The sequence below is a fragment of the Acinetobacter sp. YH12208 genome (genome assembly GCF_013418055.1).
GTDB classification, from domain to species: Bacteria; Pseudomonadota; Gammaproteobacteria; order Pseudomonadales; family Moraxellaceae; genus Acinetobacter; species Acinetobacter pseudolwoffii.
Map to the genome: position 1 here is coordinate 84,228 of NZ_VPCT01000007.1, position 23,717 is coordinate 107,944.

General features: G+C 45.2%; 22 protein-coding genes. 11 read left to right on the top strand and 11 right to left on the bottom strand.

Annotated features, from left to right (window positions below):
• The first annotated feature begins 12 nt into the window (after positions 1-12).
• The 7 genes from FTU95_RS08760 (at position 13) to FTU95_RS08790 (ending at position 9,765) form a co-directional block, all read left to right on the top strand.
• Positions 13-2,055 carry a site-specific recombinase gene (locus FTU95_RS08760; RefSeq protein WP_034608441.1) on the top strand — a complete coding sequence of 681 codons (2,043 nt, stop codon included), beginning with the start codon at positions 13-15 and terminating at the stop codon, positions 2,053-2,055.
• A 159-nt stretch (positions 2,056-2,214) separates the two neighbouring features.
• Entirely contained in the window at positions 2,215-2,817 is a 603-nt protein-coding gene (locus tag FTU95_RS08765; RefSeq protein ID WP_074383416.1) for a phosphatase PAP2 family protein, read from the top strand.
• 35 nt (positions 2,818-2,852) lie between these two features.
• Positions 2,853-4,118 (top strand): efflux RND transporter periplasmic adaptor subunit, encoded by a 1,266-nt coding sequence (locus FTU95_RS08770; RefSeq protein ID WP_034608437.1) that lies wholly within the window; start codon positions 2,853-2,855, stop codon positions 4,116-4,118.
• A 13-nt stretch (positions 4,119-4,131) separates the two neighbouring features.
• On the top strand, positions 4,132-7,308 hold the full coding sequence (locus FTU95_RS08775) for an efflux RND transporter permease subunit (RefSeq protein WP_005097783.1): 3,177 nt from the start codon (positions 4,132-4,134) through the stop codon (positions 7,306-7,308).
• Positions 7,308-8,780 (top strand): multidrug efflux RND transporter AdeIJK outer membrane channel subunit AdeK, encoded by a 1,473-nt coding sequence (gene adeK / locus FTU95_RS08780; RefSeq protein WP_005097784.1) that lies wholly within the window; start codon positions 7,308-7,310, stop codon positions 8,778-8,780. Before FTU95_RS08775 ends, adeK begins: the two co-directional genes overlap by 1 nt.
• Before the next feature lie 106 nt (positions 8,781-8,886).
• Positions 8,887-9,243 carry a YbjQ family protein gene (locus tag FTU95_RS08785; protein WP_005097785.1) on the top strand — a complete coding sequence of 119 codons (357 nt, stop codon included), beginning with the start codon at positions 8,887-8,889 and terminating at the stop codon, positions 9,241-9,243.
• Between the two features lie 3 nt (positions 9,244-9,246).
• Positions 9,247-9,765 carry a YbjQ family protein gene (locus tag FTU95_RS08790; RefSeq protein WP_180078200.1) on the top strand — a complete coding sequence of 173 codons (519 nt, stop codon included), beginning with the start codon at positions 9,247-9,249 and terminating at the stop codon, positions 9,763-9,765.
• A gap of 280 nt (positions 9,766-10,045) precedes the next feature.
• Here the strand turns inward: FTU95_RS08790 and FTU95_RS08795 are convergent, their stop codons facing one another.
• Both FTU95_RS08795 and FTU95_RS08800 read right to left on the bottom strand, forming a co-directional pair.
• Positions 10,046-10,543 (bottom strand): DUF2505 family protein, encoded by a 498-nt coding sequence (locus FTU95_RS08795; RefSeq protein ID WP_005097789.1) that lies wholly within the window; start codon positions 10,541-10,543, stop codon positions 10,046-10,048.
• Positions 10,544-10,690: 147 nt separating this feature from the next.
• Complete coding sequence (locus FTU95_RS08800) at positions 10,691-10,966, bottom strand: hypothetical protein (RefSeq protein WP_180078202.1); 276 nt, start codon at positions 10,964-10,966, stop codon at positions 10,691-10,693.
• A gap of 170 nt (positions 10,967-11,136) precedes the next feature.
• Here FTU95_RS08800 and FTU95_RS08805 point away from each other — a divergent pair, with 170 nt between their 5' ends.
• Positions 11,137-12,021: an alpha/beta fold hydrolase gene (locus FTU95_RS08805; protein ID WP_100355556.1), complete on the top strand. Its 885-nt coding sequence runs from the start codon at positions 11,137-11,139 to the stop codon at positions 12,019-12,021.
• A gap of 53 nt (positions 12,022-12,074) precedes the next feature.
• Here FTU95_RS08805 and FTU95_RS08810 read toward each other — a convergent pair whose 3' ends face one another.
• Positions 12,075-12,560, bottom strand: coding sequence for a hypothetical protein (locus FTU95_RS08810; protein WP_005169777.1), 486 nt, complete (start codon positions 12,558-12,560; stop codon positions 12,075-12,077).
• 371 nt (positions 12,561-12,931) lie between these two features.
• On the opposite strand from FTU95_RS08810, the gene FTU95_RS08815 reads away from it, so the two are divergent.
• On the top strand, positions 12,932-13,399 hold the full coding sequence (locus FTU95_RS08815; protein WP_005097793.1) for a GNAT family N-acetyltransferase: 468 nt from the start codon (positions 12,932-12,934) through the stop codon (positions 13,397-13,399).
• Here the strand turns inward: FTU95_RS08815 and FTU95_RS08820 are convergent.
• The 5 genes from FTU95_RS08820 to FTU95_RS08840 all read right to left on the bottom strand — a co-directional run bounded on the left by FTU95_RS08820 (position 13,396) and on the right by FTU95_RS08840 (position 18,199).
• Positions 13,396-15,198, bottom strand: a complete 1,803-nt coding sequence (locus FTU95_RS08820; protein WP_100357896.1) for a diguanylate cyclase — start codon at positions 15,196-15,198, stop codon at positions 13,396-13,398. The genes FTU95_RS08815 and FTU95_RS08820 overlap by 4 nt on opposite strands.
• Positions 15,199-15,427: 229 nt before the next feature.
• Positions 15,428-15,766, bottom strand: a complete 339-nt coding sequence (locus tag FTU95_RS08825; RefSeq protein ID WP_180078204.1) for an FKBP-type peptidyl-prolyl cis-trans isomerase — start codon at positions 15,764-15,766, stop codon at positions 15,428-15,430.
• An 84-nt stretch (positions 15,767-15,850) separates the two neighbouring features.
• Positions 15,851-16,474, bottom strand: a complete 624-nt coding sequence (locus FTU95_RS08830) for an MgtC/SapB family protein (protein ID WP_005097799.1) — start codon at positions 16,472-16,474, stop codon at positions 15,851-15,853.
• 85 nt (positions 16,475-16,559) lie between these two features.
• The gene (locus FTU95_RS08835) at positions 16,560-17,090 is read right to left on the bottom strand and encodes a YaeQ family protein (RefSeq protein ID WP_005169770.1); all 531 of its coding nucleotides are present in this window, start codon (positions 17,088-17,090) and stop codon (positions 16,560-16,562) included.
• Between the two features lie 101 nt (positions 17,091-17,191).
• Positions 17,192-18,199 (bottom strand): GTP-binding protein, encoded by a 1,008-nt coding sequence (locus FTU95_RS08840; protein WP_100357878.1) that lies wholly within the window; start codon positions 18,197-18,199, stop codon positions 17,192-17,194.
• Between the two features lie 389 nt (positions 18,200-18,588).
• On the opposite strand from FTU95_RS08840, the gene FTU95_RS08845 reads away from it, so the two are divergent.
• Both FTU95_RS08845 and FTU95_RS08850 read left to right on the top strand, forming a co-directional pair.
• Positions 18,589-18,810 carry a hypothetical protein gene (locus FTU95_RS08845; RefSeq protein ID WP_180078206.1) on the top strand — a complete coding sequence of 74 codons (222 nt, stop codon included), beginning with the start codon at positions 18,589-18,591 and terminating at the stop codon, positions 18,808-18,810.
• A 348-nt stretch (positions 18,811-19,158) separates the two neighbouring features.
• On the top strand, positions 19,159-20,763 hold the full coding sequence (locus tag FTU95_RS08850) for a bifunctional 3-(3-hydroxy-phenyl)propionate/3-hydroxycinnamic acid hydroxylase (RefSeq protein ID WP_180078208.1): 1,605 nt from the start codon (positions 19,159-19,161) through the stop codon (positions 20,761-20,763).
• A gap of 82 nt (positions 20,764-20,845) precedes the next feature.
• On the opposite strand, the gene FTU95_RS08855 is transcribed toward FTU95_RS08850, so the two are convergent.
• The 3 genes from FTU95_RS08855 to FTU95_RS08865 form a co-directional block, all read right to left on the bottom strand.
• Positions 20,846-21,460, bottom strand: a complete 615-nt coding sequence (locus tag FTU95_RS08855) for a glutathione S-transferase family protein (protein WP_180078251.1) — start codon at positions 21,458-21,460, stop codon at positions 20,846-20,848.
• Between the two features lie 133 nt (positions 21,461-21,593).
• Complete coding sequence (locus FTU95_RS08860) at positions 21,594-22,487, bottom strand: LysR substrate-binding domain-containing protein (protein ID WP_005097811.1); 894 nt, start codon at positions 22,485-22,487, stop codon at positions 21,594-21,596.
• A gap of 1 nt (position 22,488) precedes the next feature.
• Positions 22,489-23,688 carry an MFS transporter gene (locus FTU95_RS08865; protein WP_159516120.1) on the bottom strand — a complete coding sequence of 400 codons (1,200 nt, stop codon included), beginning with the start codon at positions 23,686-23,688 and terminating at the stop codon, positions 22,489-22,491.
• Between the last annotated feature and the right edge of the window lie 29 nt (positions 23,689-23,717).

Consider the following 23,717-nt stretch of genomic DNA (forward strand, 5'->3'; position numbering starts at 1 on the left):
TTAAACTCGCCTATGCATATTAATTTTCTTGATCTTTTCCAAAACATGCAGCATCAGCTTGAGCAACCTCAGGCGGTGCTGGATGAAAATCTTCTCATTGAACTGATTGAAAGAATCAGACCGGAAGACAGCAGAAATACCGAAGAAATCGAAGCAAAGTTCAATGCATTTATCCAAGCTTTATTATTGACGCCGAATGCAGTTTCAGCATTACAGACATTTACCCTGCGGATCATTAACCGTTATAAACAGACCAGTCTGTTTTCCGATACCGGTATTTTGTCTCTGGATGGTTTCTGGAATCAGCTCAATCAGCGTATTGGCGCGCATATCCTGCCAGTTATTCCGGATCATCAGCAATTACAAGAATTATTTCGCAAGGTTTTTTATCAGCCGACCGATAAATACTGGCTCGACTATTTTGATGAAGATGACTGGCAACGCTTATTTTCAGTTCTCAATCAGGGTCACTCCAATCAGCCTGAAAAGACCCGCATTAAAGATCAACTGATCAAGGCACTGACCATTTTGTCGTATCGGATCAGTGGTATTGGTCTGCATCCTGAATTTATTAATGCACAGCCGGAACTGATGGAATATGAATCTCCTTTTCTGGTGCAGAACCGTGAGATTAACGAATTTATTCAGGAATACAAAAAACGCTATAACACGGTCACGCTGGTCGATTCGATCACCCCGCCAGATGCTTCGCAAGCACTGGTGATGCTGGAACAGTGTCATGATGTCGTGGCAAAAATTCGCCGCTCTACCAAACGGATTGGGGTCAGCGTGAGTCTGACCTATATGCTGGCACTGCTGGAGCAGTGTCTGGAGCGGGTTGAAATCCTGCTCAACATGGTCATGGACGAGGATGACCTGCGCTACCAGTCCATCGGCCTGTTTATTGCAGATATCACTGAAGCGATTTATAGCGAACGCAGTGTACGTGCCCTGCTGGCGACCAATAGTGAACTCCTGGCCTTGCAGGTGACTGAGAATGCTAGTAAAACCGGCGAGCACTATGTCAGTACTGACAAAAAAGGCTTTCTGGCCATGTACAAATCGGCCGCCGGTGCAGGTGCAATCATCGCGACGATGGCCACCCTGAAAATCCTGATGACACGCCTGAGCATGGCGCCTCTCATGCAGGCCTTTAGCTATAGCATGAATTATTCGCTGGGTTTTATGCTGATTCATGTGCTGCATTTTACCGTGGCGACCAAACAGCCAGCGATGACAGCCGCTGCACTGGCGGCCACAGTCCAGCAACGCAAAGGCTCAAAAATGGCGCAAATTGCCGAGCTGGCCGCGCTGATTGTGAATATTATCCGTACCCAGTTTGTGGCAATTCTGGGCAATATTTCGATTGCCATTCCGGTGGCGGCATTGATTACCTTAATGTGGGACGTTGCTCTGCATGAACCCTTAATGAATCATGCCAAGGCAACCAAAACCTTACATGACCTGAATCCCTTTACCTCTTTGGCAATTCCGCATGCTGCAATTGCCGGGGTATGTCTGTTCCTGTCCGGGTTATTGGCCGGTTATTTTGACAACATGGCCGTCTACCGCAAGGTAGGCCCCCGCCTGAAAGCCCATATACGTTTATCGCAATTGATGGGACAGGAACGGCTGTACCGGTTTGCAGATTATATTGAACGTAATCTGGGAGCGCTGGCAGGTAATTTCATGTTTGGCATCATGCTCGGCAGTATGGGCACCATTGGTTTTATTCTGGGGTTGCCGCTCGATATCCGTCATATTGCCTTTGCCTCGGCCAACTTTATTCAGGGCCTGATCAATATTAATGGCCCGGATATTGGCTTGATTGTGGTGTCTTTCCTCGGTGTGTTGTTGATTGGCCTGACCAACTTATTTGTCAGTTTCAGTTTGACCATTATTGTGGCCTTACGTGCACGACGGGTACGTTTTGAACAGTGGAAACCGTTGGCAAAACTGGTCATGACTCACTTCCTGACCCGGCCAAGTGATTTCTTCTGGCCCCCCAAGCAAAGCATTGAAATTGACGAAAATCATACATCGACAAAATCTTAAAACTGCGACAATTACAGTATATTTAGCAACAAATTCCTTACTAAAAAAATGGAATTCGCATAAAATACGCACACTTGAAAAAAAGTGTACTGACAAGTACACTTCTACTCCAGACAATTAACCGATCTGCGAACGGTTAAAGGGACAAGGATTTTTGGCATGCATTACTTGTTACTTTTTGTCGGTATTTTATTTTTAATTTTCAGTGTGTTCATCCTGAATATCCCTGCTTTAAGCAAGCTTGATTTGCACGCAGTGGAAAGGATGAGTCTGTATCGCACCGAGTTTTGGAATCGAATTACTCTGTCCTTATCAGTGATAGGTGGCATGCCATTTGTATTATTTTTATCCACACTATGGTGTATTGCCTTGCTGTGGTATAAAAAGCATACAAGCGTAATTTTTATATGTATCGGAATTATCGGAGGAATACTCCTAGCTTGGCTGTTAAAGTTTGCAATTGCCCGACCCCGACCACCAGAGTCCTTGCATCTGGTTGAAAGTTTTGGAAGTTCCTTTCCAAGTGCGCATAGTCTGTATGCGGCATGTCTGGCTTGTCTGGCAATTTACATGTATCGGCAACATTCTCGCTTTACCATCATCATGATCGGTGCAGGCTTATGGATGCTGATGATGGGGATTTCAAGAGTTTATCTAGGCGTACATTTTCCTTCAGATGTCATATCCGGCTGGAGTATCAGTTTTATTTGGATTTCGTTGTGGTATATGGTCTGGATCAGATATTGCGCGGCGCACAAATAAGAAAATTTAGATAAAGATCTAATAGAGGTGAAACAATGATGTCTGCAAAGCTTTGGGCACCTGCCCTGACTGCTTGCGCATTAGCAACAAGTCTTGCACTTGTTGGTTGTAGCAAAGATCCAAAAGAGGGCCAGCAAGCTGGTGCTCAACAACAAATGCCACCGACTGAAGTCGGTGTTCTTGTTGCACAACCACAAAGTGTAGAGCAGTCTGTAGAGCTCTCGGGTCGTACAACAGCATTTGAAATTTCAGAAGTACGTCCGCAAGCCAGTGGTGTGGTGCTTAAACGCTTGTTCACTGAAGGCAGTTATGTGCGTGAAGGTCAGGCTCTGTACGAAATCGATTCAAGCACCAACCGTGCGACCGTGGATAATGCTCGTGCAGCAATTGCCCGTGCTGAAGCCAATCTGGGTGTATTACGTGTGAAGGAAGGCCGTTACCGCCAGCTGGTTGGAACCAATGCCATTTCTAAACAAGAATATGATGACATCGTGGCACAGGTCAAACTGGCTGAAGCCGATCTGAATGCCAACCGTGCCACCTTGCGTAATGCCGAAATTAACTTGGGCTATTCGACTGTACGTGCACCGATCTCGGGCCAGACCAACCGTTCGTCTGTCACTGCGGGTGCATTAGTGACGGCGAATCAACCAGAGCCATTGGTTACCATTCAGCGTTTAGATCCAATTTATGTGGATATCAACCAGTCCAGTGCTGAGCTTTTACGTTTACGTCAGCAGCTCAACAAAGGCGATTTGAATAGCTCAAACAACACTAAAGTGAAGTTAAAGCTTGAAGATGGCAGCATCTACCCGATTGAAGGCCGTCTTGCATTTTCGGATGCCAGCGTAAATCCGGAAACAGGTACGGTGACTTTACGTGCGGTATTCCCGAACAAAAACCATTTACTCCTGCCAGGTATGTTTGCGACTGCGCAAATCGTACAGGGTGAAGTGCCCAATGCCTTCCTGATCCCACAAGCGGCGTTGACCCGTACTCCAACAGGTCAGGCAATGGCGATGCTGGTCGGTGCTGATGGTAAAGTAGCACCACGTCCAGTCACGACCACCGGCTCTCAAGGCAACAACTGGATTGTGACTGAAGGTCTGAATCCAGGTGATAAAGTGATTGTGGACGGGATTGCAAAAGTGAAACCTGAACAGCAAGTTGTAGCTAAACCTTATCAACCTCAAGCTGCTGCGCCACAAGGTGCTGCACCGCAGCAGCCTGCAGCAAGCGAGAAAAAGGCAGATGATGCAAAGAAAGAACAACCTGAACAAAAACCTGCTGCAAATGCATAAGGAGTAATGGTTCATGGCTCAATTCTTTATTCATCGCCCGATTTTTGCATGGGTGATTGCATTGGTTATCATGCTGGCCGGTATTTTAACCATCAGCAAAATGCCAATTGCACAATATCCAACGATTGCTCCGCCAACCGTGACCATTTCTGCGACTTATCCAGGTGCATCTGCTGAAACTGTTGAAAATACAGTCACCCAGATCATCGAGCAGCAGATGAACGGTATGGATGGCTTACGTTATATCTCGTCTAACAGCGCGGGTAACGGTTCTTCTTCTATTTCCTTGAACTTTGACCAGGGTGTTGATCCTGATATCGCACAGGTTCAGGTTCAGAACAAATTACAGTCTGCCACTGCACTTCTTCCCGAAGATGTACAGCGTCAGGGTGTGCGTGTCACCAAATCCGGTGCCAGCTTCCTTCAGGTATTGGCTTTCTATTCACCTGATGGCAGCCTGACCGCCGATGACATCAAAGACTATGTCAACTCGAATATTTCTGAACCTTTAAGCCGTGTGGCCGGGGTTGGTGAAGTTCAGGTCTTTGGTGGCTCTTATGCGATGCGCATCTGGCTAGATCCGGCCAAAATGGCCAGCCTGCAAGTAACACCGAGCGATATTGCGACTGCAATTCGCACCCAGAACGCACAGGTTGCGGTCGGTCAGCTTGGTGGTGCTCCTGCTGTTGAAGGTCAAGTGCTGAATGCAACCGTAACGGCTCAAAGCCTGTTACAAACCCCAGAACAGTTCAGCAATATCTTCCTAAAAAATACCACTTCGGGCGCGCAAGTTCGTCTGGGTGATGTTGCACGGGTGGAACTCGGTGCAGATAACTATCAGTTTGATTCGAAATTTAATGGCAAACCGGCTGGTGGTGTGGCAATTAAACTTGCCACAGGTGCTAACGCGCTTGATACAGCAAAAGCGGTTGAAGAACGCTTAGAACAGTTACGTCCGAACTATCCGCAAGGCATGGTCGATCAACTGGCCTTTGATACAACACCATTTATTGAACTGTCGATCAAGAGCGTAGTCAAAACGCTGATCGAAGCGATTATCCTGGTGTTCCTGGTCATGTTCCTGTTCTTGCAGAACTGGCGTGCCACGATCATTCCAACCATGGCCGTTCCAGTCGTGGTCTTGGGTACCTTTGCCGTGATTAACGTCTTCGGCTTCTCGATTAATACCCTGACCATGTTTGCCATGGTGCTGGCGATCGGTCTTCTGGTCGATGATGCCATTGTTGTGGTCGAGAACGTAGAACGGGTCATGGTGGAAGAGCATCTGGATCCGGTTTCTGCGACTGAAAAGTCGATGAAACAGATTTCTGGCGCACTGATTGGTATTACCTCGGTGCTGTCAGCAGTATTCGTTCCTATGGCATTCTTCGGTGGAACCACCGGGGTTATTTATCGTCAGTTCTCGATTACGCTGGTCACAGCAATGGTCTTGTCGCTGATAGTGGCATTAACCTTTACCCCTGCCCTGTGTGCGACCTTGCTGAAACAGCATGATCCGAACAAGCCGCAAAGTAACGGTATCTTTGCCCGCTTCTTCCGCTGGTTTAACCGCAGCTTTGACAATGTGGCGGTGAAATATCAGGGCGGCGTAAATCGCATGACCCACAGCAAGATTTTCTCAGGCATTGTCTATGCAGTAGTGCTGGGTGTTATCGTGCTGCTGTTCCAGAAACTGCCGTCTTCATTCCTGCCGGATGAAGATCAGGGTGTGGTTATGGCGCTGGTTCAGCTACCGCCAAATGCTACCCTGGAACGTACCGACAAAGTGGTCAACACCATGACCAACTATTTCTTGGAAAACGAGAAAGATCATGTCGAGTCGGTGTTTAGTGTGGCAGGTTTCTCCTTTACCGGTGTGGGACAAAACGCAGGTCTGGCCTTTATTAAACTGAAAGACTGGTCTGAACGTAACAGTCCGGAATCTCAGGTCGGTGCCATTATTCAACGTGGTATGGCGCTGAACATGATTGTCAAAGATGCCTCTTATATCATGCCATTGCAGCTTCCTGCGATGCCTGAACTGGGTGTGTCGGCTGGCTTCAACTTACAGCTCAAGGCTGCAAGTGGTCAAAGTCATGACCAGCTTCTGGCAGCACGTAATGCAATCCTGGGCATGGCAGCACAAGATTCGCGTCTGGCAGGTGTACGTCCAAACGGTCAGGAAGATACTCCTCAGTACCGTGTCATTGTGGATCATGCGCAAGCAGGTGCACTGGGTGTCAGCGTTGCCGAAATTAACAGTACTATGGGTATTGCTTGGGGCGGTTCGTACATCAATGACTTCATTGATCGCGGTCGGGTCAAGAAGGTATATGTTCAGGGTGAAGCTGGCTCACGTATGATGCCGGAAGATCTGGACCAGTGGTATGTGCGTAATAATCGCGGTGAAATGGTGCCTTTCTCGGCCTTTGCCACAGGCGAATGGACCTATGGTTCACCACGTCTTGAACGTTATAACGGCGTATCGTCGATGAACATTCAAGGTACACCGGCTCCGGGAATCAGTTCGGGTGATGCCATGGTGGCCATGGAAGAAATTGCGGCGAAGTTACCAGAAATGGGCTTAACCGGCTTTGACTTCGAATGGACCGGTCTGTCTTTGGAAGAACGTGAATCTGGTGCACAGGCGCCGTTCCTGTATGCCCTGTCACTCCTGATCGTATTCCTGTGTCTGGCAGCCCTGTATGAAAGCTGGTCGATTCCGTTCTCGGTTCTGCTGGTGGTGCCATTGGGTATCGTCGGTGCATTGCTCATGACTTATGGCGGGATGGTGCTGCTGCAAAACCCGAACCTGTCGAATAACATTTACTTCCAGGTGGCGATCATTGCCGTGATTGGTCTTTCTGCGAAAAATGCGATCTTGATCGTGGAATTTGCGAAAGAGCTACAAGAGCAAGGTGAAGATTTATTCGAAGCAACCTTGCATGCGGCGAAAATGCGTTTACGTCCAATTATCATGACCACTTTGGCCTTTGGTTTTGGTGTATTGCCGCTTGCCCTGGCTTCAGGTGCAGGTGCAGGTAGTCAGCACTCAGTCGGTTATGGTGTACTTGGTGGCGTGATCAGCTCGACCTTGTTAGGTATCTTCTTTATCCCGGTATTCTACGTGTGGATTCGAAGTATCTTTAAATACAAACCAAAACAACAAAATCAGGAGTATAAGTCGTAATGCAAAATGTATGGTCTATTACAGGTCGTAGCATTGCGGTATCTGCCCTTGCGCTTGCTTTGACAGCCTGTCAAAGCATGCGTGGTCCAGAGCCGGTTGCACAGGCAAATATCCCGAGCAGCTATACCAATGCGTCTGGTACTTCTGTAGCAGAACAAGGTTATAAAAACTTTTTTGCCGATCAGCGCCTGTTACAGGTGCTCGATCTGGCATTAAACAATAACCGTGATCTGCGCACTGCTGCCCTGAATATTCAACGCGCCCAGCAACAGTATCAGATTACTGAAAACAATCAGTTACCGACCATTGGTGCCAGTGGCAGCGTGTTACGTCAAGACACGGGCAGTAGCAATCCTCAAAGCCGCGGTGCTGTAACCACCTATAATGTAGGTCTGGGTGTAACCGCATTTGAGCTGGACTTTTGGGGGCGTGTACGTAGCTTAAGTGACAATGCACTGGATAACTTCCTGGCGACTCAAAGTGCGCGAGATGCGACGCAAATTGCACTGATTGGTCAGGTGTCTCAAGCCTGGCTCAGCTATTCATTTGCCAATGCCAATCTGGCTTTGGCTGAACAAACGCTAAAAGCACAGCTTGAATCGTTTAACCTGAACAAGAAACGTTTTGATGTCGGGATCGACAGCGAACTTCCTGTGCGTCAGGCCCAGATTTCCGTCGAAACGGCACGCAATGATGTCGCGAATTACCGCACTCAGGTGGCACAGGCACAAAACCTGTTAAACCTGCTGGTCGGTCAGCAAGTGCCTGCGACTTTATTGCCGGCACAACGCGTAACCCGCATCACATCCAATACGGCACTGGGTGCAGGCTTGCCAAGTGATCTGCTGATTAACCGTCCAGATGTACGCGCTGCCGAGTATCGTCTGTCTGCAGCGGGTGCCAATATTGCAGCAGCACGCGCACGCCTGTTCCCGACCATCAGTTTGACCGGTTCAGCAGGTTATGCATCGACCGATTTAGGCGATCTGTTTAAATCAGGCAGTTTTGGCTGGTCCTTTGGCCCAAGTCTGGATATTCCAATTTTCGATTGGGGTACCCGTCAGGCCAATATCCAGATTTCTGAAACCGATCAGCAAATTGCATTATCAGATTACGAAAAGTCGATTCAAGCCGCTTTTCGTGAAGTAAATGATGCGCTAGCAGTTCGCCAAAACATTGGTGATCGAATTGCTGCACAGCGCCGTCTGGTAGAAGCCACCAATACCACCTATCGCCTGTCGCAGGCACGTTTTCGCGCCGGGATTGACAGCTATCTGACGGTACTGGATGCACAGCGTGCCTCTTATGCCGCAGAACAAGGCTTGCTCTTGCTTGAACAGGCCAACTTGAACAATCAGGTTGAAGTCTACAAGACCCTCGGCGGAGGCTTAAAAGTCAATACCACGGATACCCTGCCGAATCAGCCGTCCGTGACTGAACAACGCCGCGCAGCAGAACAGCAGGCGAAATAGATTTAAAATAGAAAAAGAAAAGCTCACTTCGGTGGGCTTTTTTATTGCATTTTCAAGGCAGTTTTCCTATTGTCATAGACCAGCAATTTATTTAGAAAACATACGCATGTTACTTAGCAATCTGGAATCTGTACCGGGACATACTATTCGCCAACAAATTGATGTGGTTTATGGCAGTACGGTACGCAGCAAACATGTCGGGCGTGATTTACTCGCTGGCCTGAAAAATATTGTCGGGGGTGAGCTTACTGCTTATACCGAGCTGCTGGAAGAATCCCGTCAGGAAGCGATGAACCGGATGGTTGAAAAAGCCCGTAGCATGGGTGCCAATGCGATTGTCGGTATTCGTTTCTCGACCTCCAATATTGCCCAAGGCGCCTCTGAACTGTTTGTCTATGGAACGGCGGTCATTGTTGATCCAGTCATGCCAAAATTACCCGACCCTTTTCCACAGGCAGAATAATTCATGGACGGTTTAATTTTTCAGATCGTCATTTTTGTCATTCTGTTTAGCGTCGGTTTTGGCTTTGGTCGTTATAATGAACGCAAACATTTTCGTTATCTAGACGAACAGGAACAACGACTGGCTTATATCCAGGTCAACAACAGCCGCTTTATCTTATCTGAACATTCCGGACAGATGATCAGCAGTAATGTGGTCATTTCCCATGATTATTTTAAATACGCAATTGCCAATGTGCAGAACATGTTGGGAGGTCATTTGACCAGCTATGAAAGCGTGGTAGAGCGGGCACGGCGTGAGGCGATTGTACGTTTAAAACTTGAAGCTGAAAGAATCGGAGCCACCCAGATTATGGGGATTCGGCTGAGCACTACGGAACTGGGCATGCAAGGCGGTATGGTCGAAGTCTTTGCTTATGGCACTGCAATTCAGCAATCTGTTTCACCAATCAAAAATATCTATACAAACAATAGCATGCAGATGGTTAGCTCATGTTGCGCAGTACGCGCAGATAATTACTGAATGTGGATCAACTCGCTTATCGACTGGCGATGCAATATCATAGAAGAAGTGATTAAGCTCAAAGTTAGCGGCATAAATATAAATAATATGATGCCGTTTCTTCAGTCGATCAAACGGCACTCAATCCCATCTGTATTGCCTTATTATTTTTCTACGTCTTAAGCCGCATTGCTTAGAGAACGGCAGCAAGCTAAATGGCTATACATTGCCGAATTGACCGCCACCACCCAGCTTAAAAGTGCCCTTTTTAAATATTGGTGAACGAGATGGGTGCACTAATTCAGGCTGTTAGGCTCTTGCGTAATTCATCTTCAACGATACTGAGTTCAATTTCACTAAATTTACGAATCTCGCCTTCTGCATGCTTTTCCAGCATACCGCCGAGCAACGGCACTTTGACCTTTACTGTCCAGTTGAGCTGAAACTGGATCTGGTCTTCATCTCCAGTGACTGCACGCTGACAGGTCGCCTCGATCGGTAAATTTGCCCCGAGTTGTACCGTCGATGTCATTTGATTCAGATCGCTGATATCGGTACGCTGCAAACGGAATGCATCCTTGAGTAATTTTTTTGCCATATCCGGGATGTTGACATCCAGATTATAGGCACGTTTCAAGGTATACATATGCCCCTGCTTTTCCGAGACCAGAATTTCTAAATTTTGCGCAGGAATTCGATGACAGACTGCCTCATGCAAACGAATATCATTGGCCAGACGTTTAAATTCATCAATAGACACGCCATTGATAATTGCTTTCACAGTGAACTGATGTGCCATGCTATTTTTCCTTATTTTTATTGCATTATTCGCTTAGGTCACTCCGGACTATCGCAAATAAAACCAAACACAGAGATGATTCTGCAATTTATATCAACTTTATAGCATCTGTCATTATTCTTTTATCGGGAAATAGCGGCAATTCGGTCAATCTTTGCAAGATAGTTTTGCAGACAACTGTGTCTGGCCACAACTGATCTGTAGCTGCGCTGTGGCATAGTCAATCACGACATGAAATTCATCGGCGCCATCGTCTAGACCGGACACATACCATGTGGTTCCGTTTGGAAAATCCCGCAGCCAGTCTGCTTTATAAAAGTCTGAAACCGAATCAAACTGCACATACAGTTCAGGCTGCGCTTCGATCTTCATTGCCAGAGCCATAAACTTCTGTAATTTCGCCTGCTGAAAATCAATAATCATACTATTTCCCCCTGTTTAGACATGATGATAGCGCAGCAATCTTCATATATGTTTAAAGGGTTCTTCTCGCTATACGACTGCCGAGTTTTGACATCTGGCCCATTATTGGATTAAACATAAGCTAGCGCACAAAAAACAAGATCTCATCCAATATAACGAAGGATATACTCATGGTGCAGGGAAAAATGCAGGTAGAAAGTGTCCAGTTTCTGGCAGAAGATGGTTATAGCTTAAGTGGCAAACTCTACCGGACACCGTCTGTGGCGAAGGCCAATATTGTCGTTGCCTGTGCAACGGGAGTACCGCAAGCGTTTTATCGCCGTTTTGCAGAATATGCAACTCATGCCGGTTTTCAGGTGCTGACCTTCGATTATCGAGGGGTGGCCGCTTCCGCACCGAAACAGCTCAAAGGCTTTAAAATGTCTTATCTGGACTGGGGAGAATATGACCTGAGTGCGGCAATTGAATATTTGGGCCGGACAGGACTGGATATTTATATGATTGGCCATTCCTATGGAGGTCAGGCATTAGGTCTGTGTAAACATCATGACCGCATCGAAGCGATGTACTGTTATGGCACAGGCGCCGGCTGGCATGGTTATATGCCGCTCAAGGAAAAAATCAAGGTTCAGATGATCTGGAATATTGTTTTCCCTCCACTCGTAGCAATCACCGGCTATTTGCCATGGAGCAAATTTAACATGGGTGCAGACTTGCCACGTGATGTCTATCGTCAGTGGCGTAAGTGGTGCAAATATCCGACCTATTTCTTTGCCGATCCGGATTTGAAAGACTTACACACACGTTATGCTGCGGTAAGTACTCCGATTTATGCGGTTGCTGCTCTCGATGATACTTGGGCCCTGCCTAATTCCAGACATGCTTTTATGCAATATTACCGTCAAGCAAACGTGCATTATATTGATCTTAAAGCTGAAGATTATGGTTTAAAGGACATTGGTCATATGGGCTATTTCCGTCAGGGGGCAGAAAAAATCTGGCAAGATGCCTTAAATACCTTTTCCGAATTACATCGGCTTAAATATGCAGCTTGATGTTTAACGCCTATCGTCTCCTGCAAAACTTACAAGCTTCCTGAGCAGAGAGATCAAGCACAATCTGACTGTAAAAGATCGGTACGAATTTCCTGACGATGCTCTTGGCCAAAACGGTCGACATGCGTATAAAACACGCCATAGCGGCCGACATAATATTCCAGTGACTGATGGTAAAAATTCCAGAAAATCGACCACTCCCCTAAATCCATCTGACGAATTTGTGTACTGCTTTGCATGGGCATTTTTTGCAAGATTTCCTGCTGTAACTGCTCTGCCTGTGCCCTGTCCTGAATAGCTACATGACGCTGAAAAAACAGCTGAGCCACATCATCAAACAGTTCCAGTTCATAAGCATCAACCAGATGCACCTGTTCCTCATGCGTAGTCATGACATGTTCTGAAATACTGGCAATTTGTTCAGGTTTTTCTGCACGCTGCGCAGAGAGATAAGACTGGGTTTTATAAATTTTCCGCCCCACGATCCAGGCGGCATTGAACAGCAAAAAAATACACAGCAAGAGCAACAATTTAAACATAGTAGATCATCTCGTGTGGCTGATTTTATTTTTATTACCGAGCACTTCATATTCATTTGAATAATGGCCTAACACCTAGCATACGTCTATTTTTTAGACAGTGCAAACTCCTGCACTATTTCGATGATGGCATCCTTGACTCGATTTTATGGGGATTTAAAGTAAGCACGGCGATTCTAGCAAAGCTTGCTGTAAATTTGAGCACCCGCTCCTGAGAAGCGTTGATTTTAGAAAATCAGATAAACAAAACCGACAGATCAGCAACATAAGTTATCTTCACCTACTGGTTTTTAAGAAAATCCTCTCAAAAAACTACAAGATTGTTATTTTGTTTCAACCTGCATTTCTCTTCCAATGAAGCCTTCCTGTAAATGTTCGAGAAAATGAATAACATGGTGATTCGTGAAGGGAAGATTCAGGATATACCTCAAATTATTCAGGTGATTCATGACAGTATTCAATCTTGTGTTTTAGATCATCAACGTGAGGACAGTCGCATCCAAAGCTGGCTGGAAAAATTTGATCACGCCAGCCTGATTGTCGATATGCTTTATAACGATTGTTGGGTTTGCCTTGTGCACGACAAAGTAGTCGGGTTTTTATTGGTCAGTGATACTGGAGAAATCCGGATGCATTATGTCGCCCCACATTGCCAGAGGCTTGGATTTGGCACCAAATTATTTAATCAAATGCATGCAGCATTAGTAGAGAAAAAAATCTATCAGATTGCAGTCAAGTCGACTCAAACAGCCCTCAGCTATTATCAGCGATGTGGATTTGATTCCAGCCCTGCACATTCACAAGATGATGGATCATATCTGTATAAATACGTTTTTTAATCCGCGCCCTGCTCAAAGTTTAATTGATCACGCCCGGTGTGTTTGGCCAGATACAGCTGCACATCTGCAGCTTTCATCAAGGCATGAATATCGGCATATTGATGTTGTGGGCTTATCCAAGCCGCGCCCACACTGACCGTGATCCAGGCTTTGCCATCCGGCCGGTTTAGATGTTCAAATTGTTGTTCCCGAACCTGCTGAATGACACGTTCCAGATATTGCAGGGCAACCGGAATCGGTATATCACCAAGCAGAATGGCAAATTCCTCCCCGCCATAACGCGCCAGATAACCCGATTGAGGCAAGCTGGCCTGAATCACCTTAACCAGGTTTTGTAGAATCTCATCACCCTTTAAATGGCCATAATGATCATTATAATTTTTAAAATAATCAACATCCAGCATGGCAAAAAGCAGTGTGGCATGTGAATGTTGCTGGCTTTGCAAAAACTTCTGCTGGATTTCACTATTTAAAGCACGCCGGTTAAAAGCACCGGTCAGCGCATCAATCTTCATCTGATGTTCCAGTTTGGCATTTAGTTGATGCAGTTGCTGGGTACGCTCTTTGACTTTTTGATCAAGCGAACTGTTGAGCTCGATGAGGTTAAAATTTAGCTGTTCTGTCTGATAAGTTTGATGCGCATAGTGTCTAGACTGCTGAAACATAATCAACAAGGCATATAAACTGGTGGAAATGAAAGACAAATGTGTGGTTTGAATGACATTAATCAGCAAGAGATAGTCATTTAAAAATGTCAGACACAAGAAAATAATGGCAAACAGATTCAGGCGTGAATACGGTTGCTTATCACGTAGGGTCTGATAAAACCCGTACATGAAATTCCCAATAATCACCAGACCATAAATCGCACTATAGAGCGCAAGACGTTCAAATAACTCTGGGGTAGAAAATAGCGTCACACTGATATTCAAAATCAATAAGACGATCGCAATATAATAAATCAGCGGTTTTAAATAGCGCTGATTAAACAGATGCATATAACTGAGGAAAAACAATACCGCCAGAAACGTAAACAGATACTCTAAACGTGTTCCCCATAACCAGTCGATATTGGTAAATACCGAATAAGCATAGGGCGCTGAAAACATATTATGCAGGGCCAGAAAGATAATAAAACAGCCAAACACAAAAATGCTTTTGCTATTACGCTCTTTCGATCCTCGAAATATTGAAAACAGGATATTGAAAACACCCACCCCGAGTACTGCGCCACAGGTCATGGCAATACTCATCATCAACTGCTGGAATTGACGATTGACTGTACCTGCGACCCCAATCTGCATTGGGCGTTCCAGCCCTCCATGCAAATGAGTGTAATTCGAGGCCTGAATGCTTAAGGTAATGTATTCACTGTCTGCAACGAAATAGCCAATCCGGGGGGCTTTTTCAGTGATCTGCTGTTCAGGTGTTTTACTGATTTGCCCAAGCCGGACAATAAACTCGCCATTTACATAGACCCGATAAGCGCCATATTGAGCAGGAATCCGAATGGCAATCCGGCGTCCGATAAATTCTTTAGGAATTTTATAATGGCTAATAAATGTGCCATAACCAATATTTGAGTTGGTCAGTATTTTAAAAGAAGCCGGCAATTCCACTGTTTTTGATAACAGTACGGAACTTGGCTGGACAATAAACTGGCTCGGATAAAATAACCATTTCCCCTGCAAAGGGCTGCTGCTGTGTTCGCTAAAATGAATTTCAGAGATATGATCACGGAACTGCTGCTGCACCCCGGGGGATGTGGCAGCGATCTGGGCAGATACTGAAGTGCTCATCAAGATGCCCCAGCTTATGGCCCAAACCCACATTACAAAATAGACATTCCTTATCACGTTTTGCAAAGACAGTAGTTTCCTGAAAAAGAGCTTTATTCTTCTTATAATCTACTTGGAATATCAGGGAGTTCAAATATTTTTTTGTAGTTTATCGGAAGAAGCCCCCAATACTGAGACTTCTCCCGATCAGCATTCACTCATGATACTGAATGAATCTTATTTCAATGAATTAATTACGTGTTTTTACATCAAACAGTTCAATTTCAAAAATCAGGTCTGAATTGGCTGGAATCACTTTGCCCATTTTACGTTCGCCATAGGCCAAATGTGCCGGCACCAGCAGTTTACGTTTACCGCCCACTTTCATGCCCAAAATGCCCTGATCCCAACCTTTGATCACACGGCCTGTTCCGATCACGGTTTCAAAATAATTACCGCGATCAATCGATGAATCAAACTTGGTTCCATCTTCTAGCCAGCCGGTATAGTGTGTGGTAATCAGCGCGCCTTTTACCGCCTCTTTCCCTTCGCCTACTTTTAAATCAATAATTTCAAGTTCGTTAATCATACTTATTTACCTGAGATTGGCATAAATTCAAAAACCAGTATAAACCGGATTGATTGATTTTTTTAGGCTTTAGTCCTTGATGGATTAAAAGCTGAGTTCCTGAATATTCTGATCATTGAGTAAATGCAGGGTGAGTTTTTGATGGTTTTTGGCCGATCCCATCAGCACCCATCTTCCGCTAATCTGCTGCTCAACCTTGCGCTGTGAAGAATGCATGACTTTTAGCTTATATTGTTTGAAAAGCGATTCATAATGGTTGAGCTCATGTTTCTCAAAAGGACAGACAATTTCGTAATTACGTTCCTGATTCAGCGACTCGATCCCGCGCTGTACATACATCAGTAGAACCAGTACCACCATGACCATTAAAGTGGCCCAGATACTCAGGATTTCATAACCCGCACCGGCTGCCATGCCCAGTGCTGCGGTCATCCAGATGGTGGTGGCCGTGGTAATTCCTGAAATACGGTTCTCATCTTTGAGAATGACCCCTGCCCCTAAAAAGCCTAGCCCCGTCAGGACATTGGCCGCCAGCCGGTCAGGATTTTCCACGCCTATTTTCAGGGAAATGATAGTAAACAGACAGGAGCTGAGACTGACCATGATCATGGTACGCAGTCCGGCAGATTTACTGTGATATTCACGTTCTGCACCAATAATGGCCCCGATCGCGACGGCCAGCAGTAAATCATAAAGTTCATGGTACATGACACAACCCTGAGTATTTTTATTCCTCAGGTATACGCAATTTAAGCGACAGGATACAAGTCCAGACGTGCATCCTTATGCGTCCTTATTGTAACTGTTCCCACTCGACCAGCACCTGCCCCTGATCGCCAATCAGAGTCCATTCACCATCCATCACATTGAGCTGTAACTGCATGGTGCGTGCACATAATTGTGGCAATGCATCGGTGGTTGTAGTCGATAATTTCCACACCTCCACATTCTTTAACGTCTTTAATTTGCTGCTGCGCTTATACCATTCATCTACCGCAGAACCATAGGTCACCACAGCCACTTGCTTACAGCGCGCACTGGCTTTTTTGACTTTATCTTCATCCGGGCTACCGACTTCAATCCATTTCACCAATTGACCAGTGAGGTCTTTTTCCCACAAGGCCGGCTCATCGGTTTCAAACAGATCCTTGGTAAATTCCAGCGCTTCATCGGCATAACGCGCATACGCCAGAATACGCACCATCAGGCGTTCAATGGTTTCTGAAGGATGCAGCGCCATCGTCAACTGATAATCTGCATAACGGTGCGTATCCATATCTGCAATATTCAAATCAACCTTATAAATCGTCGCTTTTAACGCCATAACACAATCCTCAAATTTGGCGCCTAGCATATAAGATTTAGCAGTATTTTGCTGAACAGATTTAGGTCAATAACTCATTCAGCGCCTTAGCAACAGTACTATTATTTTTCCGGATCAATACGGCATTGCATCAACGCGCTTTCAAACTCCAGCCAATCCCGTGACTGTTGATAAATCACTTCGATCCGGTTATCAATACCTGCCTCAACCGACTGATAATTAAACTGCTCCGGATTGAAATTAAAGCTTTTCCAGTCCTGATCGGTATTAAAAATTCCTTTGATTCTGAGCCAGTCTTTTTGTTCACACAGCAAGTCGAGCAAATCATAAAAATGAAATTGCCAGCGTTTTGGCAACTTCCAGCCCGCAACCTGATAGCCCTGCGCGCTTTCCACATAATGATAAGGCAGCTGCTGAATCAGCACGGGTGCCTCTGGGGAAGGATTGATCTGTTGCTGTTTTAATAAAGGCTGGAGCTGACGTACAGAACCTTGATAATCCTGTTTAATCTGCTCAATACTCAGCTGTCCCTGCTCTGTGCACAACCACTGCTGGGCATAGACTTGATATTCCGCCTGAAGCTGCGTAAGCGCAGCATGATCTTCGGCTGTCATTAAATCTGTATGTGAAATCACCACAATCTGCGCGGCCTTAAGCTGATCTGCATACAGATTTTGCTGTGACCAATCCTGATCATGCAAACGTGAACCATCAACCACAGTGACCAAAGCCTGCATGTTTAAATGACTGTGCCAATGCGGTTCCGTCAACTGTTCTAACAATTGTGCAGGATGTCCCAGCCCGGTCGGCTCGATAAACAGCCGATCCGGTTTCACTTCGGACAGTAAACGTGACAAGGCAATCTGCATCGGCAACTGACTACTACAACATAGGCAGCCACCCAGTAATTCCTTTACCGCATAGCCTGAATCTTGTGGTAATAACTGCTGGTCGACCCCGATCTGACCGAACTCATTCATCAGTACGGCCCAGATTTCCTGTTCAGGTTTCTGCTGTAATAAATGTTTAAGCAGTGTGGTTTTACCCGCCCCCAAAAATCCAGAAATGATATGGACAGGAATCGGCTGTGCTGCGGACAGAATTTTCAAAATCGGTTCTCAAGAGATTAAATAGACAAGATCATGCCCTGTATTATAGGACACAGCATGGTTGTAGAGACATTTTCTTGCTCAATGGCGACTTGAAACCATCAGTTTATAAGTTAAGAGAATTATCTCAAATAGAGAATCTTGATGTTTATTCATATTTAAAATTTAGCTTTTTGAAACATTCATATACATTTTCATTAAATAGAACACTGCATAATTAACAGTAATTAAACAACTTTCTGCATTGTGTATATGCTGAGTTATTCACTCCGTGTCGCTTTTGTTAATTGATTTGCTCATCAAAATTTCAGTGCTTAGGATGAACTCCTGTCGAATTGATGTGATGGTCAGCTCGGCAAATTATATGACATAAATAAAGGATGCCAAAAATGAAATATGCACAAATCTTACTTGCAACAACGCTTACTGCTGCTGCAGCCACCAGCTTTGCCGCGACTGAAACAACAAATGCAAATACAAACACTGAAGAAAAAGTGATTGTCAGTACCCAGGAATTGCCTGAGTCAAATGCTCCGGTTGCTGGCGCAAATGCAGAACAACCAGCTGCATCTGAAGCTGCAACAGAAAGCGCAACACCTGCAGCACGTTAAGTGATTTAACGACGGGTTAAATGATCAAAGAAAATATCAGGGCAGTATTTCTCCAGTAGGCTTAGCCTGTACTGCCTCATATTGATCGATGCTGAATCATGCTTGCTGCGGGTTCAGCATTTTTATTGACTAGATTTAAATGCCCATCATAGTTAAAACTGATCACAGGATTGAGAATGACTATTGAATTATTTTAAATTTATCATTTAAATTCAATTATTTAAATAATAAAAATCCACTTAAGATTAATATTATTCATATAGCTCAACTACTATCGCCTAACTTGTTTACAGCTCAGAACTGTCCCTTAATAGATTGAAATGCAAGTCGATTGAATGGACATTCACTATGAGCAATACCAATTACAGCACTGATGTAGCAATCCTCGGCGCTGGGCCTGTAGGCTTAACCATTGCCAACTATCTGAGCAAGCAAGGCGTGAGCGTCACGATGGTCGAGCAACTGGATAGTTTGATTGATTATCCACGTGCCATTGGGATCGATGATGAATCTTTGCGTACCATTCAATCCTTAGGTTTGGTCGATCAAGTCTTGCCCTATACCACGCCCAATCATGCCATGCGCTTTTTAACACCTAAGGGTCGCTGTTTTGCAGATATTCAACCTTTAACCCGTGAATTTGGATTTTCGCGCCGTAATGCCTTTATTCAGCCACAAGTCGATCAGGTTCTGCTTCAGGGCTTAAAACAATATGAAAATACGCAGGTGCTGTTCTCACGTCAATTGACCCAGTTTAGTCAGGATGCCGAGGGTGTAACGCTTAACCTGCAAAATGAACAAGGGAATACAGAAACAGTCCGTGCCCAGTACCTGATTGCCTGTGATGGCGGTAACTCTTATGTACGCCGTAATCTGGGCATTGCTTTTGAGGGTGAAACTGCGCCGAATCAATGGATCGTAATCGATCTTGAAAATGATCCGCTTGCGACACCGCATATTTACCTGTGTTGTGATCCGGTACGTCCTTATGTATCCGCCGCATTGCCCCATGGAATTCGCCGTTTTGAATTTATGGTTATGCCGGGTGAAACTCAGGAAGAACTCAGCAAACCGGAAAATATTGCCAAATTACTGGCCAAAGTGCTTCCAAGTACCGACGGCATCGAAGTGATCCGTCAGCGTGTTTATACCCATAATGCCCGTATTGCGGACAAATTCCGGGTAAACCGTATTTTACTGGCAGGTGATGCTGCGCACATTATGCCGGTATGGCAAGGTCAGGGTTATAACAGCGGGATGCGGGATGCCTTTAACCTGGCCTGGAAAGTCGCACTGGTGGTTCAAGGCAAAACCGGCCCCGCACTTTTAGATTCTTATCAGATTGAACGTAAAGACCATGCCAAAGCCATGATTGATCTGTCCGTGATGGCCGGTCATGTATTGGCACCACCAAAAAAGTGGCAAGGTTTTGTCCGTGACGGTATCGCCTATGCCCTGAACTATATCAAGCCGATCAAACAGTACCTGCTGGAAATGCGCTTTAAACCGATGCCGAAATATCATGATGGTGTGCTTTTGAGCAACGGCGCCAAAAATTCTCCAATTGGCAAGATGTTCATTCAGCCTCAAGTTCAGCTTGCATCAGGTGAAACAGTGTTACTGGATGAAGTGATTGGCAATGATTTTGCCATTATTGCCTGGGGTGTCGATCCAAAATGGGGCCTGAGTCCAGAGACACTGCAACAGTGGAAAACCCTCGGTGTGAAATTTATTCAGGTCATTCCGGCAGTACAGTTACAAAATACCCAGCGCCAACAGTTTGAAGATGTCATCACCATTGGTGATAGCGGCACAGAAATTCGCTCCTGGTTTGGCAATACTTCCGATTCAGTGGTGATCTTGCGTCCTGACCGTTTTGTGGCCGCACTGGCCATTCCACAATCACTGGAAAACACCAGTCAGCAACTGTTTAAAAAACTGTACCTGAAATAATTTTAAGGTCATTTTTTACCACGCTTCGGCGTGGTTTTTTATTGTGATGAGATATCCAGATCAAGTGATACAGAGCGATGAACTAAACTCGATAGTCTTGAAACCACGGCATGTCTTTCAGGGAATCACGAGAGGCCATCTGCTGCAAATAGGGTCTGAACTCGTCAAATGGCGGTAAAATTTTTGCAGAGATCGCAAAGACTAAACAATAAGCCGCATATAAGTCTGCTGCGGAAAATTCTTCACCCAGCAAATAGGGATTGGCCTGGCTTATGCCCTGTTTCAGAAAATCAAATACGGCTGCTTCATTCCCGAAACTTAAACTTCTGCGGTTCTGTTCAATATTTTCTGGCGAGACCTGCAAATTTTTTATATCGATATATTCGGTGAAGGGCCCATGACAGAACAATATCCATTTTAAATATGCCCCACGCTTGGGTTCATCCAAAGCAGGTGCCAAGCCTTGGTCAGAATACTTATCTGCCAGATAGATAAAAATGGCGGCCATTTCTGAAATGACAATCTCCTGATCGACCAGACAGGGAACTTTTCCCATCGGATTAATCTGTAAATATTCAGCTTGATGCATATATTCATAGGACACTTCCACCTGCTCAATCTGGTCTTCAATCTGCAATTCTTTCAATAAGGGCAACAGGGTCAGGCCCCGTGATTGCGGATTGTTATAGAGCTTCATCATATTGCTTTAACCATTTTTTATTTTTAGAGCTTCAGTATAAAACGGTTTTCTGTGTCAATTTACACAGATGTGCTACAGATCATTTCTGTCGCACAGCTTTTAAAATATAGGCAGACCAAAGATGTAAATCTTAAAAAAGATCGACACAAAACTTTTCTTTTAAGACTTTTAAAATCAGATCAATCACCACATGTTTTTGGTCTTTACGATAATTGGCATATAGCCCAATCATGGGCAAAGGTTCAAGGGTCTTTTTGACCACGATATTATCGCCGAGTAATGGAATCACATAGGCCGGCACCAGACTCCAGCCCACGCCCATCCCGACCAGATTGACATTGAGCAGGATATTGGTCGAATGCTGCACCACATTGACCTTCAATTTGGACTGTTTAAAAAAGTCTTGAATAATTCGATGCAATTGTGGTGAAGCCTGTTCATCACTAATGACAAAATCCTGATTTTCAAAGCTCTTAATACTGACATGTGGCAGGGTCGCAACCGGAGAATCTTTAGGCACAATCAGGGTTAAAGGTTCATCAAAAATCCGGATCGAATCAAACTCGCTCGACTGTCCCGGATAGCGGGTAAAAGCAATATCGATCTGGCCTTTTCTTAAAGCACTAAACTGCTCAGCGTCGGTCAAACTATGAAATAGTGCTTTCAGTTCAGGAAAATGTGCGCGGATATTGGGCATGATATAGGGAAAGACTTTCATTTCCGCAACCGGTACAAATCCGATATTCAGCTGATCCTGATGTGCATTGGCAATCTGTCTGGCAGCGTGGATCGCACGTTCTGCATGTTCCAGACTGAGCAAAGCTTCTTTTAAAAAAACCTGTCCGGCCTCGGTCAGGTTGACCTTACGGTTATTTCGCTCCAGTAACTGTACGCCTACCTCACGCTCCAGATCCTTGATTTGCTGACTTAAGGAAGGCTGTACAGTATTCAATTTTTCCGCAGCCCGGGTAAAATTCAGTTCCTCGGCCACAGTGACAAAATAACGTAAATGTCTTAATTCCATTTTATGCTTCCTGATTTTCCGGTACGTGTATTGGTCTTTTGGCCACATACTGACGATAAACCAAGATCGTCACAATGACGAGTGCAGCACTCGACACATACATCGCTTCAAAGCCCCAATAGGCAATCAATAGGCCCATCACCACGGAACCTACCGCCAAACCCAGATCAAACAGGGTAAAGAAGGTTGAAATCGCATGTCCCATACGCTGCTTATCGACAGATTGAATTGCGAGTGTCTGCAGACATGGAAATAATGAACCATAACCGATCCCCACAAAGACCGCTGATAACCAGAGCGTCCATTGATTGGATATCAGACTCACCATGACTAGGCCAATCGCAAAGAAAATAAAGGAAGGATAAATGACAGCACTTGGCCCCTTACGATCATAGATTTTCCCGACCCACGGCCGTACCAACAGCATCGAAGCCGCAAATACAATAAAAAATACACTGGTATAAGCCAAAAGCTGCTTGCTTTCACTAAATGCCGTGATAAAACTCATGATGCCCGAATAAGCAAACGCCGTCAGCAACGCCACACAGCTTACCGCCAGGACTTTCACTTCCAATATATCTTGTAGACTCAATTTGGTTTTTTCTGTGCCGATCCGCCTTGATTTTGGCAGTTCGGTAATTTTCAGCATCCAGCAGAAAATCAGTCCCAGAGAAATAATAATAGCCAGAATCCCAAATAAGCTTTTAAAGCTGGTGAATTGAATGACGGTCAAGGCCAGCAATGGGCCAAATACCACCCCCAGATTGGTCGACATGACAAAATAGCCCATGCCCTCGCCTTTACGCTGTTCTGGAATAAATTCATTGGCCACCGGAACCGCCACCGTGGTCAAAATACTGAACCAAATGCCATGTAGAAATCGCACCAGCAACAGTGACCACAAGCTATCAATGAGCAAATAGCCAAAGGCAAACAGCGCAAAAATCACGCCTGCACCGCGCATCGAGATTTTCTTGCCCAGTTTTTCGATGATCATGCCGGAAAAAGGCCGAACTGCAATTGATGATGCCAGAAACAAGGTCAGTGCCAGACCCGCTTCTTTGACTGAGCCCCCCAAATCTTTCATGATGTAAATCGGCAAGATGGTCAGTAAGGCAAAATAATAAACAAACAGAAAAAAGTTATTGAATAAGCACAGGATAAATGAGCGATTCCATAAACGCTCGGGGCTGAGAGACATAAAAACCAACTTTAAGAAAAATAGACCAG